The organism is Polaribacter atrinae, from assembly GCF_038023995.1.
GTDB lineage: Bacteria > Bacteroidota > Bacteroidia > Flavobacteriales > Flavobacteriaceae > Polaribacter > Polaribacter atrinae.
The window spans coordinates 2,769,780-2,785,923 of the sequence record NZ_CP150660.1; the positions used below are offsets into that span (position 1 = coordinate 2,769,780).

13 protein-coding genes are annotated in these 16,144 nt (G+C 29.6%); 5 read left to right on the top strand and 8 right to left on the bottom strand.

Annotation, left to right across the window (positions count from 1 at the left end):
* Positions 1-2: 2 nt before the first annotated feature.
* Positions 3-962, bottom strand: a complete 960-nt coding sequence (locus tag WG945_RS12075; protein WP_068449332.1) for an L-threonylcarbamoyladenylate synthase — start codon at positions 960-962, stop codon at positions 3-5.
* Between the two features lie 195 nt (positions 963-1,157).
* Here WG945_RS12075 and WG945_RS12080 point away from each other — a divergent pair, with 195 nt between their 5' ends.
* Both WG945_RS12080 and WG945_RS12085 read left to right on the top strand, forming a co-directional pair.
* A complete protein-coding gene (locus tag WG945_RS12080; protein ID WP_068449334.1) occupies positions 1,158-1,565 on the top strand; it encodes a DUF134 domain-containing protein in 408 nt (135 codons plus the stop codon).
* Positions 1,566-1,696: 131 nt separating this feature from the next.
* Entirely contained in the window at positions 1,697-3,769 is a 2,073-nt protein-coding gene (locus WG945_RS12085) for a hypothetical protein (protein ID WP_068449336.1), read from the top strand.
* Positions 3,770-3,775: 6 nt separating this feature from the next.
* On the opposite strand, the gene hemG is transcribed toward WG945_RS12085, so the two are convergent.
* The 4 genes from hemG to WG945_RS12105 form a co-directional block, all read right to left on the bottom strand.
* Positions 3,776-4,342, bottom strand: a complete 567-nt coding sequence (hemG, locus tag WG945_RS12090; RefSeq protein ID WP_068449338.1) for a menaquinone-dependent protoporphyrinogen IX dehydrogenase — start codon at positions 4,340-4,342, stop codon at positions 3,776-3,778.
* Positions 4,343-4,651: 309 nt separating this feature from the next.
* On the bottom strand, positions 4,652-5,860 hold the full coding sequence (gene tyrS, locus WG945_RS12095) for a tyrosine--tRNA ligase (protein WP_068449340.1): 1,209 nt from the start codon (positions 5,858-5,860) through the stop codon (positions 4,652-4,654).
* A 295-nt stretch (positions 5,861-6,155) separates the two neighbouring features.
* Positions 6,156-6,653: a hypothetical protein gene (locus tag WG945_RS12100; RefSeq protein WP_068449342.1), complete on the bottom strand. Its 498-nt coding sequence runs from the start codon at positions 6,651-6,653 to the stop codon at positions 6,156-6,158.
* A 647-nt stretch (positions 6,654-7,300) separates the two neighbouring features.
* Positions 7,301-8,458, bottom strand: a complete 1,158-nt coding sequence (locus tag WG945_RS12105; RefSeq protein ID WP_068449344.1) for a tyrosine-type recombinase/integrase — start codon at positions 8,456-8,458, stop codon at positions 7,301-7,303.
* Between the two features lie 327 nt (positions 8,459-8,785).
* Between WG945_RS12105 and WG945_RS12110 the strand changes: the two genes are divergently transcribed.
* Positions 8,786-10,210 carry a KAP family P-loop NTPase fold protein gene (locus WG945_RS12110; protein ID WP_068449346.1) on the top strand — a complete coding sequence of 475 codons (1,425 nt, stop codon included), beginning with the start codon at positions 8,786-8,788 and terminating at the stop codon, positions 10,208-10,210.
* Here WG945_RS12110 and WG945_RS12115 read toward each other — a convergent pair.
* The 3 genes from WG945_RS12115 to polA all read right to left on the bottom strand — a co-directional run bounded on the left by WG945_RS12115 (position 10,202) and on the right by polA (position 14,362).
* On the bottom strand, positions 10,202-10,621 hold the full coding sequence (locus WG945_RS12115) for a hypothetical protein (RefSeq protein WP_068449348.1): 420 nt from the start codon (positions 10,619-10,621) through the stop codon (positions 10,202-10,204). The genes WG945_RS12110 and WG945_RS12115 overlap by 9 nt on opposite strands.
* 74 nt (positions 10,622-10,695) lie before the next feature.
* A complete protein-coding gene (locus WG945_RS12120; protein WP_068449398.1) occupies positions 10,696-11,502 on the bottom strand; it encodes an N-acetylmuramoyl-L-alanine amidase in 807 nt (268 codons plus the stop codon).
* Positions 11,503-11,512: 10 nt separating this feature from the next.
* Positions 11,513-14,362: a DNA polymerase I gene (polA, locus tag WG945_RS12125; protein ID WP_068449350.1), complete on the bottom strand. Its 2,850-nt coding sequence runs from the start codon at positions 14,360-14,362 to the stop codon at positions 11,513-11,515.
* Positions 14,363-14,510: 148 nt separating this feature from the next.
* Here polA and WG945_RS12130 point away from each other — a divergent pair, with 148 nt between their 5' ends.
* A complete protein-coding gene (locus tag WG945_RS12130) occupies positions 14,511-15,734 on the top strand; it encodes a metallophosphoesterase (RefSeq protein ID WP_068449352.1) in 1,224 nt (407 codons plus the stop codon).
* An 87-nt stretch (positions 15,735-15,821) separates the two neighbouring features.
* On the top strand, positions 15,822-16,115 hold the full coding sequence (locus WG945_RS12135; protein WP_068449354.1) for a thioredoxin family protein: 294 nt from the start codon (positions 15,822-15,824) through the stop codon (positions 16,113-16,115).
* The last annotated feature ends 29 nt before the right edge of the window (positions 16,116-16,144 follow it).

Sequence of the window (16,144 nt, forward strand, 5' to 3'; positions counted from 1 at the left end):
AGTTAAAGGCTAAAAGTAGCACGTTGTAAACGGTCGTTAATAGATTTTCCTAAACCAAATTCTGGAAATCGTTCTGCAATAATTACATCCAATTTTTTACTGTCTAATTCGTGTAAAGAATCGTATAATTTTGATGCAGCTTCGTGCATAGATCCTTTTTCTGATAAAATAATTTCTGTTAGAGAAACATCATTCAAAGAATTTTTAAAAGGTAATACACCAATTTTTTTGCCTTCATGCTTTTTTACCTCACTGGCAATATCATCAACCAAAAAAGTACGAGTAGCAGGTGCATAATGTCTAGCCAACATTCCTGGAGCATCCGGACTTATTTCTTCTTTATTTTTAATGTTAATTGTACCAACAACAGCTTCAATATCTTCTAAAGCCAACGCTCCTAATCTGTAAATAATAGGTTCATCATCTATAAAACCAATAATGGTAGATTCAATGCCGTTTGTACAAGCCCCACCATCTAAAACTTGCTGAATATCATTCTTAAAATAGCGTTCTACATGTGTTGGTTTTGTTGGGCTAATGCTTCCAAAAGGATTCGCACTTGGTGCTGCTAAAGGAAAAGGGAGTTGTCTTAATAACTCTAAAGTTACAGGGTGATTCGGTACACGAACCGCAACGGTATCTTTACCGGCAGTAATAATATCAGGAATATTTTTGTTCTTTTTTAAAACCAATGTCATAGAACCAGGCCAAAAAGCAGCCGCTAATAATTTTGCTTTTTCAGGGACATGAGTTACAATTCCGTCTAAAGAATCTACAGAAGGAATGTGTACAATTAAAGGGTTAAAAAACGGACGTTTCTTAGTTGAAAAAATACTTTTTATCGCTTTTTCGCTAAAAATATTTCCGGCTAAACCATAAACAGTTTCTGTTGGTATGGCAACCAACTCTTCATTGGTTAATAGCTGTATGGCTTTTTGTATGTCTTTAGAAATGATGCTCATTGGTTATTCTTATAGATGGCAAATTTAAATATAAAATAGCAGAAATAGGTTTACTTAATTTGATAAGAATAAAGTTGTGTCTTTTTTGTCATTTTAAGCTTATTTCTGACGAATTGTTAGGCTTTTTAACAGATTATTATTGATATTTTTGTTTAAATGAACGTGTGTTCAGTATCTTTGCGTGAAATTTGAAAAATGCCCAGGCCCAAAAAGAAAAGAAAAGTAGACAATCCGCCAAAAATGCTTGGTTTTAAGCCTTTTGGAATTCGGTTTTGTGATGCAGAACATGTTGTTATGCAATATGAAGAATATGAGGCTATTAAATTGGTTATTTATGATGGGCTATCGCATGACACCGCAGCAGAAAATATGGAGGTTTCTAGACCTACACTTACTAGAATTTACAATAGTGCCCTGCAAAAAATTGGTCAAGGATTTGTAGAAGGAAAGTCGATTGTTATTAAAGGAGGTGATTTTGAATTTAATAAGGAATGGTTTAAATGTAAAACATGTTTCAAATTAATTGATGGTATTAAAGACCCTAATGTTTGTGTTGATTGTACTACTGATTTTAAAAATGAATTAATAAATTTAAATAATTAAATAAGTTAGCGTATTTGCGCGTCATTATACACATTAAAATCGGTCTTTTAGTGTGAAAAATAGAGTTGAAACGTACAATATTCTTATCTAAAAAAAATATGCCTAAAAGCGCATTTTAAAGAAAATTACTTATGACGAATAATATAGCTATAGAAGATCAATATAAAAGAACTTCTTTGTTTGAAAAAGAAAATATCAATTACTTGGTTCATGTGTTAAAGCGATTTAATACAGTGCCTAAAATAAATAACATTAACATTATTACTTCTAATACGGTGCCTAATGTTTTTAAAATTGTACCAAATAAATCGATTATAATTGGTGCTTTGTATTTAAGAAATCCTGTTTTAGCTTTGGTTTACTTAAGATACGGAATAGAGTGGCAACTTTGGTATAAAGCTTTAGAGGGCGAAAAAAAAGAAACTTCTTTATGTAATATTGCTGCCTTAGAAGTAACTAGAATATTTTATAAATTATTACCTAAAGAAGATAAAGAAAAGTTAGACAATGTTGATCATTCTTTAATCAATTTGATAAAAGATAGTACTGCTTTAAATGCAGAATCTTTATTGAAACATGAAGAATTAGAAGCTTTTCATGGGTTAAATACCGGACCTAAAGTATTTGAGAAATCTTGGAAAGCTATTGTTGATAACCTTGCAAAACCTACGGAATATTTATTGATGGATGGTGGTGACCATAGGTTAAATATTGATGAAATAGATTTGCTAAATAAATATGGATGCAGGCCATTTCCAAGACCAGAAGCCTTTACGTTTGCTTCTTCTACGGCTACAAGTGTTTCTAATTTTGCTTTTGATAAAACAGACAAGGCTAGAAGCATTTTAATAAAAAATAGTTTAAAAAATGGTTTTAAAGAAAGTGCCATTGAGTTTTCTGAATTATTGAAAAGTAATTTGAGAAAAATTTTTACTTTAAATGATGCTTGCGAAATTATTTTTTCTCCTTCCGGAACAGATTCGTCACTTCAAATTGCAGCTATTAGTCAAATTGTTACCGACAAAGAAATTACACATATTTTAGTAGCTTCTGATGAAACGGGTAGTGGTGTTCCTGCAGCATTAAAAGGGTGTCATTTTGAGAATAATACTGCTTTAAATTATCCGGTTAAAAAAGGAGATAAAATGGAAGGTTTTAGGGATGTTGACCTTATTAAAATTCCGTTTAGGGATGAAAAAGGAACCTTAAAATCAACAGAAGAATTAGATGCAGAAGTATTTGCAGCCATTACTGAAACTCATAAATTAGGCAAGCAAATTGTATTGCATGTTATGGATCATTCTAAATTAGGTTATCAATCTCCTAGTGTAAAAATGATGCAAGAAATAGATGCTCTTAAAGATGTATCATTACAAGTAATTATAGATGCAGCGCAGTTAAGGTTAGATCCTACAGACATACAGAATTATTTAAGTAGGGGATATATTGTTAGTATTACAGGAAGTAAATACTTTACTGGACCTCCGTATTCTGGAGCATTAATTTTTCCGGAAAGTGTTAGTCAACAAATTACTTCAGCTAAAAAGAAGTTGCCAAAAGGGTTGAATATATATTTTAATCATTCAGATTGGCCAACATCATGGTTTTGTTCTAAAGACTTGTCTGACGGATTTAATTATGGCTCTTATATGCGTTGGAATGCTGCCATTGTAGAAATGGATAGGTATTATAAAACTCCTATTTTATATAGAAATATGGGAATTGAGATGTTTTGCAATTTTGTTGAAGACTCTATAAATGAAGCTTCTTTTTTAGAGCCTGTTTATGGTGATGAACTTAAGGTAAAAACGTACAATAATGAGGAGTTTGGAATACGAAATATCCGTACTATTTTTCCTTTTTTCATTCTTAAAAATAAAGTAGCATTATCTGTTGATAACGTAAAAAAACTCTACACGCTTTTAAATTCTGATCTCTCTAATAAGTTTGAAGGAGCTTCTTTAGAAATTATAAGATTAGCAGCACAAAAATGCCATATTGGGCAAGCAGTAAACGTAAAGTTTGAAGATGATTTACAGAGTGCTGTTTTAAGAATTAGCTTAGGAGCTAGAGTAATTTCTGAAAGTTGGGTAAATAGAGATATTAGTCTTTATTTTAGAAATATAGAAGCACAAATGAGTCAAATAACTGTAATTATTAAAAAAATAGAATTAATTCTTAACGACCCCGAATTATTGAAATAGTTAAATTTATATTTTGTGAAGAATAGGTGTGGGTTTATTACTTTTAAAACTCACACTTATTTTTTTTCCAAAATCGTTTACTTTTTCCCAATTGGTAAACTCTATGGGGTCTTTAGAATTTGTTGGTCCATCTGTTAATTTCATGATTAATTTAATCATAATGCTGTCAATTATAGAGTATGATTTATAATCTAATTTACCAGCAAATACTTCTAAGAAATCAGGATTCCAATTTGTATCCTGTATGAATTTAATTAGATAAGGGTTTGTAGCAGTTGTGTTCTTATCTACTTTTCTTGCTACTAAATTAACTGAGAAGAAGGCTGTTTTTATTCCTTTAAGTTGCTCTTTGTTTTTTAAGATAAAGTCATAAATCTTTTTGTTATGTTTTCCGTATCTAATACTAGCACCAATTATTAGGGTATGAAATTCAGATACATGACCAATAAAATTTTCAATTGAAAATAGTTCTGTTTTTATCTGTTCCTTCTTGAAATCAGCACTTAACTTTTCGCAAATTTTTTTAGTTTGTCCGTCTGTAGAGCAGTAAATGATTCCAATTTTTCTTTTCATAACATTATTTTGTCACTTCGTCTTGAATTATTCACGCTATACAACAAAACGTACCTGTTTTTTACAGCTACTAATTTACAAAATTCAGTCTATTTTTTATCATTTTAAAGGTGTTTTATATTAATTTTATTATATAATTTTATGAATACAATGCCTTTAAATACATCTATTTTGTTGGTTGCTTTTTACTGTGGATGAAAATAGACTGAATTTTATAAATGATATGTTATGTTTTTGTTTAATAGTTGGTTACGTTTATGTAAAGGACTAGTTTTATTGTTTTTCATAAACGATAATACCTAAACAACTTTATTTTATTAATTCGTAAAAGTTTCTTTTGCCTATCTTTATTTTCATACCTGGTCGTATTATAATTTCGTTATGAATTTCTTTGCTTTTTTTTAAGTCAATTTGAACCGCTCCACTTTCAATTAATCTTCGTATAGCAGATTTTGATAATCCTTTTTTTAATTGAACACATAAATCTATCAACTTAATAGTCTGGTTTACGTGTTGTATAGTATTCATTATTACAGGTTCAAACTCTTTATTTTCAATTTTTTTATTTTGAAATTGCTTTACAAAGTAGTCTTCTGCATCTTGTGCTAGTTTACTATTATGGTATTGTGTAATAATATTTTTAGCAATTATTTTTTTTATTTCCATTGGGTTTTCACCATTTGTTAATCTGTTTTTAATAGTTTGTTTTTCGTTAAAAGAGAAATCGGTTGTTAAGTGTAAAAACTCTTCAATCAAACTATCAGGGATGGACATTGTTTTCCCAAACATATCTTTGGCATCATCTGTTAATCCTATAATGTTGTTTAGGGATTTACTCATTTTTTCTTTTCCATCAAGTCCTTTTAATAAAGGCATACACATTACAATTTGTGGATTCATTTTAAAAGTTTCTTGTAATTTTCGTCCCATTGTACAATTAAAAAGTTGATCAGTTCCTCCCATTTCAATATCTGCTTTAATTTCTACAGAGTCAAATGCTTGAAGAATTGGGTATACCAACTCGTGCATTGCAATAGGTGTATTTTCTGTAAACCGTTTGTTAAAGTCATTTCTATGCATAAGTTGGGCAACTGTGACTTTTGATAATATCTGAATTACTTCTGTGAATGATAGTTTATCTAACCATTCAGAATTAAATACAATTTTAACTTTATCTATGTCTATAATTTTAGATAATTGATTTATGTATGTTTCTGCGTTATGCTGAACTTCTTTTACTGATAATGGCTTTCTACTTTTGTTTTTTCCTGTAGGATCACCAATTCTAGCAGTAAAATCTCCAACTAAGATGATGACTTGATGTCCTAAATCTTGAAATTCTTTGAGTTTTTTCAATACAACGGCGTGTCCCAAGTGTAAATCTGGGGCAGTTGGGTCAAAGCCAAGTTTAATAATTAGTTTTCGTTTCTGATTTTTAGCTTGTTCTAACTTTTCTTCCAACCCATTTTTTGGAAGAATAATTTCTACGTTTTCTTTTAATCTATTTATTGTTTCCATATTTTTTAAATAAAAAAAGCCCGAGCAAATGCTCGGGCTTTTTAGTTATGTTATAATTTATAAGTATCAGATATTATTTGAAGTATATACATAGCCATTCCGAGCAGATATTATTTTGTAATAATAAGTACTGAAATAAGGAAGGCGTAATATGTTGTTCAATTTTTTCATTCTCTATTGCAAATGTAATTTTAAATTTTTATTCTGCAATTTTTTTTGTAAGATAACTGTGTTTTAACTTGTACCTAAGGTTGTTGTGTTTCCGTACAGTAATTTTTATTTCACCGTAGATTTTTTATCCTCCACCATTTAATTGATTAATTAATGTTCCGTGCATAATTAAAAATGCTGGATAGTATGTGTATATAATTAATTCATTTAAATCAATCAATTCTTCTGGTTGTTTTATGATTTCACAACTTATTTCAAAAACTGAAAAATTGCCTTTAGTCTTTTTATACTTTAGTAAATGAATTTTATTATCATCGTATAAGTTAAATTCCTGTTTAAAGCTATTTATCTTTAAGATGTATTTTTTTTCAAGTCCTTTTTGATTAATCGTAATTATACTATCGAGAAGCCAATTAAAATTGATTGAGCCAATCGTTTCTGAATTTTTAATTATAGAATATTGAAATTTTTCCCACCACTTATCTTTTGTTTTAAACTCAATAGAATCTCCTAAATAATTTATTTTTCCAATAGCGTTTGAATCAGATGTTAATTTGCAAATAGTCTTACCATTTTCATTAATTTCAAAATAGTATTTGTTAAAGTCTGTTTTTATATTCATATCATTGGTTTTACTATTTGAAGAAAATAATATGCAAAAGTTATAATTTTTCCTGATTATTTTTTGTTTTCCGAATTTGGGTTCAATGTTTCTACATGTTTATGTATCAATAATTTCGTGATTAAATAGTGAATTTAGTAGACAAAATATGAAGTACTAAATACCGTAGGAATTTTCCGAATAAATTAAAACCAATAATAAAATTTATTTGGTGTTGGTTGTAGTTATTTTTCAAGTGTTAAGCAATTTTTTTTCACATGATGTTTGTAACTGGCATTATTCAGGATATATTAATTTCCATTCGTATGATGTCACTATTATAGTAATTTTGTGAAATTCCACCACCTCCAGAAAATGTCCCTTTGGAATAATTTTTAAGTTTTGTCCTAACATTAGATATTACTTTAAAATTTAGCTGTTCATTAAAATGATTTTCATAAACAATTATTTGGTTCGGGACAAAATTGTATTTAATTAATAATTGTTCATCCTCAGTGTTGAATTGATAATAAGGTTCACTATCTAACTTGTTGTCAGTTATACATCCTACAATAAAAATAAGTCCGATACTCAGAAGTAACAGTTTTATTTTTTTTTCATAATTGAAATCTTTAGTTTGTTAATGTGTATTACGTTAGCTTGTTTAGCTAAATATCTCTAGATAATAATACATTTTTAGTGTCTTTGTCTACCTTATTTAACTTCTGTAAAGCAATGTCTAATGGGTTTATAATCTCCATTAAATCTTTTCTTCTTACATGCGTATAAATCATGGTAGTTTCTGGTTTTGCATGTCCTAATAAAGATTGAATGTATCTAATGTCAACACCGTTTTCTAATAAGTGTGTAGCATAACTATGTCTTAAAGTGTGTGGTGTAACTGTCTTTTTAATATTAGCTCTAGTACAGCTTTTTCTTAAAAATTGTCTAACACTTTCTGTGCTGTATTTTCCTCCATTATGTCCTTCTACAAAATAAATCTTTGGTTTGTAAGAATAGTAATAGTTAGATAATAGAGGCAAAAAACTATCAGCTAAACTAACATATCGGTCTTTTCTACCTTTGCCATTTTTTACAATCAACTGTTTTCTTTCAATATGAAAATCTACCAATTTTAAATTTGTAAGTTCACTAATTCGTAATCCACAAGAGTAAATTAATGCTAAAATTGCTCTATGTTTTAAGTTTTGTGTGCATCTTATAATTTCTAAAACTTCTTCTTGTGATAATACACTGGGCAATTTTCTAGATTTCTTTGGTCTTTCTAATACTAAATCATTAATTTTTGTTTGTGGAGAAAATATAATAAAAATCTTTAAAGCACTTATAAATTGTCTCTGAGAGCTAATTGAATAATCTCGTTCTATAAAAACTTTTTCAATAAACAGTTCAACACTTCTATTGGTAAGTTCTTCTAAAGGTGTTTTTGTGTGGAAGTTTATAAAATCGGCAACAAAAAAAGTATACGTCTGTATTGTGCTTTTACTGTATCTTTTTCCTTTTAAAAAAAGATAAAAGTTATTCAGTAGTTTTTTCTGATCATCCGTTAAGTTTCTTTTAAAAAGTATTTTTTTACTTAATTTAGAGGTATCAACCGTTGTTATGTTTTTAAAAAGAGTGGTAATTGTATTTAAGTTTTCTGGCGTGTCTTTTAAATACCAGGCAACTAATGTGCTACTCCAATAGGTATCTTTTACAGATTTTACAAGGGCAACGAGTTTATTATTAAAAGTAAATTTTAATAAAAGCTGATCCTCTTTTCTGTGATTTTTTTGTTCTAGATAAATGGTTGGTAGTCTTTTCAAGATATTTTCAGTTTTATAGCACTTTAAATATAATGAAAAAAATAGTATTAACTTATTTATTTTCAATCAATTATAAGTAAACTGAATTTCCTCTTAGAAAAGAAGTCTGAATAAAAACAGTAATTTAATTAATCATTTTCGCTTCATCAAAACTTGTCGTTGGACAAAATAATAAATCTGTAAGGTTATCGATTTCATATTCTTTAGATTTTTTTTACAAAATGATTTAATTTGATTTTCTATTTTTTCTAGGTGAGCTATAATTAAGTTAAGAGAAAGGTTTGTTATATCTAACCCCTATTTTTAGTACTTTTACTAAAAAAGAAAATGTCAAAGTTGCTACCTAATTTACCAATTGAAAATTTAACTACTAAAAATGATTATATAGGAATTATTGAAAAAGGAACACTTCTAAAATCTTTCTTTTTAAACAATAAAGATGAATTTTCTGAGATAAAAATATTTTCTATTTATGGTGAATGGGGAAGTGGGAAAAGTACTTTAATGAAATATTTAGAAAGGGAGTTGAAAGGTTCTTTTAATACTTTTTTCTTTGAATCGTGGGAGTTTGAAAGTGATGAGAATTTGTCCCTTTCTTTATTAGAAACATTAACAAAAAATACAGGTTCAATTACTGATGGATTTATAAAAAATGCAAATAAACTGTTAGAAGGTTTTGCGAAATCGGTAACTTTTAAAACTCCAATTGTAAATATCAATGCAGAAAAAATTATAGAAGAAGTAGATAAAATTTCTTTTTTAGAATTGAAAGAAAAGTTTAAATCAGACTTTATTAATTGGGAGAATAAAATTACTGAAGGAGATAAGTCTCCTGACTATAATATTGTTTTTATTGATGATTTAGATAGGTGTGAACCAGAAAACATCCTGAATCTACTATCTGCAATGAAGCTTTTTTTTACATACGGAAAGAAAACGATTTTTCTATGTGGTATTGATAAAAAGGCAATTAGAGAAGCAGTTAAAACAAAGTATGGTGAGATTGTTAAAGCAAATGAATATCTAGAAAAAGTTTTTGACATTTCTTTTTCGATGCCAGAAAGCGTTGATACTTCAAAATTAGTACATCAATATTTTGGTGAAGATGAAATGTTTGGAGACGAAAAGTTAGGAGATTTAATTAGTGCATTTTTTGACGACCTTCATTTTAAAAACCCAAGAAGAATAAAGAAAATTTTAAATAAATATTTGATCATTAAAATGATGCAGTCAAATGTTGACTTCGATGATTATTTGATTCCTAATATTATTAATAATGAAAAAGGAACTTTGTTTGAAACATATTTAACTTTATATCTCTTAATTTTAAAAGAATTTGAACCTGAAAATTTCAAACTTCTATTTGATTTAACTTATAAAAGAATTAATTATACAACTGCAATTGGTAAGAAAGTTACAGAAAATAATGAATTTAAAAACGCTGTAAATAGTAACCTTATACATTTAAAAGAAGATAGAATAAATAGAAGTTTGGATGAAGATGACATGAGAAGTGTTAAAGGTTTTAATTCTATTGTTGCTTTTTTTTCTCCAAGAGAAATAGACCAGTTAGATGGGTATGCTTTTATTGGTGCTGATGAATTTTCAGAGAAGGTTGGTACAAGTAAAAAAAGTTATGAATATTACTTTACTATATTTATTCTTAAAAATAAGACTAAAATCATTAAAGAGTTTGAAAGTATAAGTTTATCTCTTTTGGACTATAAAAAAATGATCTCAAACTTAATTTAATAAATCATTATAAAAGTCATCCTCCTCATCATCAAAGCTTGCCGTTGGACAAAATAATAAATCTGTAGGGTTATCGATTTCATATAAATACTCATACCCTTTAGATTCTTTTTTACAAAAAGGCTCTAAAAGTCTTGCCATATTTGTAAAACCTTCTAGGGTTAGTATACAGAAAAAAGTTTCGTTGTCTTTGGTTAAGATGCCTTCATCAGTTTTAAATAAACCAAAAATTAAATTGCAATTACGAGGCGTAATAAAATCTACTGTGGCTAAATCTAATTTTTGTTTTTTTTTGATAATGGTGTTTACTATTAGTTCTCTAAATAGAATTGCTTCTTCTTTATTAAAGTTGTAAAGTCTTACAATGTTCTGGTCGTGACCATCTATATTTTCAATATAATCTAATTCCATTTTGTGTCTTAATAAGTTTTTCTACAATTTTTCTTCATAAATGATAGGTAAAGAAAGATTGATGAATGATATTTTTAAATTTTATTCATTAATAGGAATAATATTTTTTTGTCTTTTTCTGTTAATTCATTAGACACCTCTTCTGAGTTAAAATGAAGTTTAAAAGCATAAATAGCATTTTTTATATTGTCGGTTTTATAACCAATATATTTTAAAGCAAAAGTGCTATTAAAGTCTACTGGTAGTACTACCGTTTTTAAATCTTCTTCATCATACCAAATTCCCAACCCACTTTCATACAGTGATTTCCAAGGAAATAATGCACTCGGATCTGTTTTTCTTCCAGGGGCAATGTCTGAGTGCCCCACAATATTTTGTGCTGGTATTTTGTATTTTGTAGTCAGTTTTTTAAGTAAGAAAATCAGACTATTAATTTGTGCATAAGAAAAAGGTTCTTTTCCATTATTATCTAATTCAATACCAATAGAAGCACTATTTATGTCTGTATTTTTACCCCAACTACCATTACCTGCATGCCAACCTCTTACCAAGTCATGTAGCATTTGTGTAGTGGTTCCGTCATCGCAAATTACATAATGAGAGCTTACTTGTGTGCGCTCTAAAGCAAAGGTTTTGTAGGTTTGTTGACAGCTGTCTTGAGCCGTATGATGAATTACGATTAAATTAGGTTTCCTTAAATTAAAATTTTGAGATTCAATAACTTTAGTCGTTCTGTTTCCTATGGTGTCTTGCTCAATTTTAGCAAGAGATTTCCCTAGTTTTTTTGCTTTTTTATGATACGTGTTCTTAGAAACTTGGTAGATGTTTTTAGAACATGAACCAAATAGAGAAATGATGATTAAAAGTCTTAAGTATTTCATTGTTATTTTTTTAATGTGCTTGTAACCAGTTTTCTCCAATTCCAACTTCAACATCTAAAGGAACACTCATTTTAAAAGCATTTTCCATTTCGTACTTTATAATAGGTCTTATAGTTTCTAGTTCGTCTTTATGCGCGTCAAAAACCAATTCATCATGTACCTGTAAAAGCATTTTAGATTTAAAACCTTCTTTCTCAAAACGGTTATGAATATTAATCATGGCTAATTTTATAATGTCTGCTGCAGAACCCTGAATAGGAGCATTTACAGCATTTCTTTCTGCACCAGATCTAACCATGGCGTTTCTAGAATTGATATCTTTTAAGTATCTACGTCTGTTTAAAATTGTTTCTACATAACCATGTTCTCTTGCAAAATCTACTTGTGCAGACATGTAGGCTTTTAACTTCGGATAGGTTTCATAATACGTGTCAATCAATTCTTTAGCTTCGCTTCTAGATAAGTCTGTTTGATTGCTCAACCCAAAAGCAGAAACTCCATAGACAATTCCAAAATTAACCGTTTTAGCATTACTTCTTTGTTCGCGAGTAACTTCTTCTAACGGAACATTAAAAACTTTTGCAGCGGTAGAAGCATGAATATCTTCACCGTTTTTAAAAGCTTCCATCATGTTTTCTTCTTCACTTAAAGCTGCAATAATTCGCAATTCTATTTGAGAATAATCGGCCGCTAACAGCACATAATTTTCATCTCTAGGGATAAATGATTTTCTAACTTCTTTACCACGTTCTGTTCTAATAGGGATATTTTGTAAATTCGGATTGTTAGAACTCAATCTTCCTGTAGCAGCAACTGCTTGCATATATTCCGTATGAATTCTTCCCGTTTTCGGATTGACTTCATTTGGCAAGGCATCTACATACGTACTTTGTAATTTTTTATACTGACGATATTCTTGAATATCTCTAATAATTTTATGGTCTTTTGCTAAGAATGATAAAATATCTTCTCCTGTTTTATATTGACCCGTCTTTGTCTTTTTAGGTTTTTTAACCAATTCCATTTTTTCGAACAAAACAATTCCTAACTGTTTTGGTGAAGCAATATTAAATTCTTCTCCTGCTTGCTCGTAAATATTTTTTTCAAGTCTGTTAATGTCATCCGTTAAGGCAACAGATAATTCTTTTAAGAAATCGATGTTAATGTTAATTCCCTCAATTTCCATGGCTGTTAAAACCGAAACCAACGGCAATTCAATATCATTAAAAAGAGTACTAACATTTCCACTTTCTAATTCACCTGTAAAAAGTTGTTTCAGTTGAAACGTAATATCTGCATCTTCTACAGCATATTCTGTTTGCTCTGCAACTGGCACAACGCGCATAGAAAGTTGATTTTTTCCTTTTTTACCAATCAAATCTACAATAGAAACAGGTTGATAATTTAAGTAGGTTTCTGCCAACATATCCATATTATGACGCATATCTGGATTGATCAAATAATGCGCAATCATCGTATCAAATAACTTCCCTTTTACAGGCATCTCATAATTCGATAATACTTTAATGTCATATTTTAAATTATTCCCAATTTTCTCGATTGCATCGGATGTAAAAAACGGACGAAATTCTTCTAAAATAGCTTTTGTTTCTTCTTGATCTTCTGGGAACGAAACATAATATCCTTTACCCACTTCGTAAGAAAAAGCAATTCCTATCAATTCTACTTCCAAAGCTTTTAAACCCGTAGTTTCTGTATCAAAACAAACCGAAGTTTGTTCCATTAACTTTTTAAGTAATAATTTTCTAGCAAAAGGCGAATCAATATGTTGGTAAAAATGACTCGTATCTTTTATGGTTTTAAAACCAGAGGCAGTTGCTTCTTCAGAAACAGATCCACTACCAGGAGCCGCAAATAAATCAAACTGACCTTCAGGTATTGGTGCTGCTTTTTTTGCAACAACTTTAGCAATTTCTTCTACTGTGCTTTCTGCAGAGTTAGCTCTTTCTGCATTTTCAACAGCAAAAGTTCGTAAGAAATTGGTTAATAAATTTCTAAATTCTAATTCATTAAAAAGTTCCGTTACCTTTTCTTTATCTGGTTGGTCTAATTCAAAATCTTTCGCATTAAAAGTTACCGGAACATCCAACATAATTGTTGCCAATTGTTTAGAAAGCAAACCTAATTCTCCATTTGCCTCTATTTTCTCCTTCATTTTCCCTTTTAGCTCATGTGTGTTTGCCAATAGGTTTTCCATAGAGCCATAAGCTGCTAAAAATTTCTTTGCGGTTTTTTCTCCAACACCAGGTAAACCTGGGATATTATCTGCAGAATCTCCCATCATTCCAAGAAAATCAATTACTTGCTCTGGGTTTTCTACGCCAAACTTTTCTTTTACTTCATCAACTCCCCAAATATCATAACCACCACCAAAACGAGGTTTGTACATAAAAATGTTTTCAGAAACTAACTGAGCAAAATCCTTATCAGGTGTTACCATATAGGTTTTGTAACCTTCTTTTTCTGCTTGTTTAGAAAGGGTTCCAATTACATCATCAGCCTCAAAACCATCTTTTACCATAATAGGAATGTGCATGGCTTTTAAAATTTCTTGAATGTAAGGTACTGCCAGTTTAATAGCTTCGGGAGTTTCATCTCGGTTGGCTTTATAAGCCTCAAACATCTCTACCCTGTCTACACTTCCGCCTTTATCAAAACAAACGGCCAAATGATCTGGTCTTTCACGTTTTATAACGTCTAAAAGAGAGTTCATAAACCCCATAATTGCAGAGGTATCTAGACCTTTACTATTAATTCTTGGGTTTTTTATAAAAGCATAATATCCTCTAAAAATTAATGCAAAGGCATCCACTAAAAAAACTCTTTTTTGATCTGACATTATATTGATTTTGTGGTTTAAATTGATGATAATTTGACCTCAAAAATAGTGTTTTTTGAGATGCGAGAAAGGTACAAAACTTTAACAAGACGTTAAAATCCAATCGATATTTAAACAGTTATCTTTGCCAACATTTTAAAATTTATCTATGCCACGTTGGGTTTTTCCTTTAATTATATTAACGATTGTTATCACTCTTGTAGAAATTTATACTTTTCAGGCTTTTAAAACAGTCTCTAAAAGTAAAATAGTTCGTTATTCCTTTCTATTAGTCAGTATTGCAGTATACATTAATTTTTTTATCAATATAATAACCTATTCTAGAACAGAGGGACAAACAGCTCATTTTCAAATGGGAGTAGGGTTGTTATTAACCATTTCTATCCCTAAACTGGTTATTATCATCTTGCTTTTCGGAGAAGATGCCTATCGTTGGGTTTTAAAATTATTTTCTGCAATTTCAAGCGGAGAAACAAAATCTTTAGTTGGTAGAAGAAAATTTATTTCTCAAATAGCTTTAGGATTAGCAGCAATACCTTTTGCCGCTTTTATTTACGGAATTATTCAAGGTAAATACAATTACAAAGTTTTAAAATATCAGTTAAGTTTTAAAGATTTGCCAGATGCTTTTGATGGTTTTACCATTACTCAAATTTCTGATATTCATTCGGGGAGTTTTACCAATAAAGAAAAAATTCAATACGGAGTCGATTTAATTAATCAACAAAAATCGGATATCATGTTGTTTACAGGTGATATTGTAAATAATAAAGCAGATGAAATGGATGATTGGATGGATGTTTTTGATAAGTTAGAAGCAAAAGAAGGCAAGTATTCCATTTTAGGAAACCATGATTATGGCGATTATATGGATTGGGAGAAACCGCAAGACAAAATAGATAATTTTCAAAAAGTAAAAGATATTCACAAGAAAATAGGATTCGATTTATTGTTAGATGAACATCGTTATTTAGAAAAAGACGGACAAAAAATTGCTTTAGTAGGTGTAGAGAATTGGGGAAAAGGATTTAACCAAGCGGGCGATTTAGCAAAAGCTTCTGCCAACATCAAAAAAGAAGATTTTAAAATCTTAATGAGCCACGATCCAAGTCATTGGGAGTACAAGGTAAAAGAAGATCCTTTTAATTATCAGCTTACATTAAGTGGGCATACACATGGTTTGCAAATCGGAATCGAAATTCCGGGTTGGATCAAATGGAGTCCGTCTAAATACGTGTACAAACAATGGGCAGGTTTGTATGAGGAATACGGGAGATATATTAATGTAAATAGGGGGTTTGGGTATCATGCATTTCCTGGTAGAGTAGGTGTTTGGCCAGAAATTACGGTCATAGAACTTAAAAAAGCTTGACAGTCAGACCATTTAATTACTTTTTAATATATTTGTTAAATTACTAGTAACTATTTATATGTTTTTCCCCCTTAAGAAATCTATACTATGGCAAAGTTTGGTGATTTAATAAGTGCAGAAAAGCCTGTTTTAATTGACTTTTATAAAGATTGGAACGAGGTAGATAATGCCGTACATACGTTAAGAGATGTTGCTGCGGTTTTAGGTGATAAAGCCAAGGTGATTAAAATTGATATTGCTAAAAATGAGGCGCTTGCAGAAGCACTGCGAGTAAATGGAAATCCCACTTTTATGATTTATAAAAATGGCGAAATGAAATGGCGTCAAACAGGTCTTCTAGATGCAAATAGTTTAATAGCATTGGTGCTAAAGTATCTTTAATTTTTTTAGAAGCTATTTCCTGCTTTTCA

What these genes read in the sequence shown, in the direction of transcription:
- WG945_RS12130 (WP_068449352.1), top strand. Translation starts at nt 14,511, where the DNA reads ATGCCACGTTGGGTTTTTCCTTTAATTATATTAACGATTGTTATCACT.
- WG945_RS12075 (WP_068449332.1), bottom strand. Translation starts at nt 962, where the DNA reads ATGAGCATCATTTCTAAAGACATACAAAAAGCCATACAGCTATTAACC.
- WG945_RS12085 (WP_068449336.1), top strand. Translation starts at nt 1,697, where the DNA reads ATGACGAATAATATAGCTATAGAAGATCAATATAAAAGAACTTCTTTG.
- WG945_RS12080 (WP_068449334.1), top strand. Translation starts at nt 1,158, where the DNA reads ATGCCCAGGCCCAAAAAGAAAAGAAAAGTAGACAATCCGCCAAAAATG.
- WG945_RS12110 (WP_068449346.1), top strand. Translation starts at nt 8,786, where the DNA reads ATGTCAAAGTTGCTACCTAATTTACCAATTGAAAATTTAACTACTAAA.
- tyrS (WP_068449340.1), bottom strand. Translation starts at nt 5,860, where the DNA reads ATGGAAACAATAAATAGATTAAAAGAAAACGTAGAAATTATTCTTCCA.
- polA (WP_068449350.1), bottom strand. Translation starts at nt 14,362, where the DNA reads ATGTCAGATCAAAAAAGAGTTTTTTTAGTGGATGCCTTTGCATTAATT.
- WG945_RS12135 (WP_068449354.1), top strand. Translation starts at nt 15,822, where the DNA reads ATGGCAAAGTTTGGTGATTTAATAAGTGCAGAAAAGCCTGTTTTAATT.
- WG945_RS12100 (WP_068449342.1), bottom strand. Translation starts at nt 6,653, where the DNA reads ATGAATATAAAAACAGACTTTAACAAATACTATTTTGAAATTAATGAA.
- WG945_RS12115 (WP_068449348.1), bottom strand. Translation starts at nt 10,621, where the DNA reads ATGGAATTAGATTATATTGAAAATATAGATGGTCACGACCAGAACATT.
- WG945_RS12120 (WP_068449398.1), bottom strand. Translation starts at nt 11,502, where the DNA reads ATGAAATACTTAAGACTTTTAATCATCATTTCTCTATTTGGTTCATGT.
- hemG (WP_068449338.1), bottom strand. Translation starts at nt 4,342, where the DNA reads ATGAAAAGAAAAATTGGAATCATTTACTGCTCTACAGACGGACAAACT.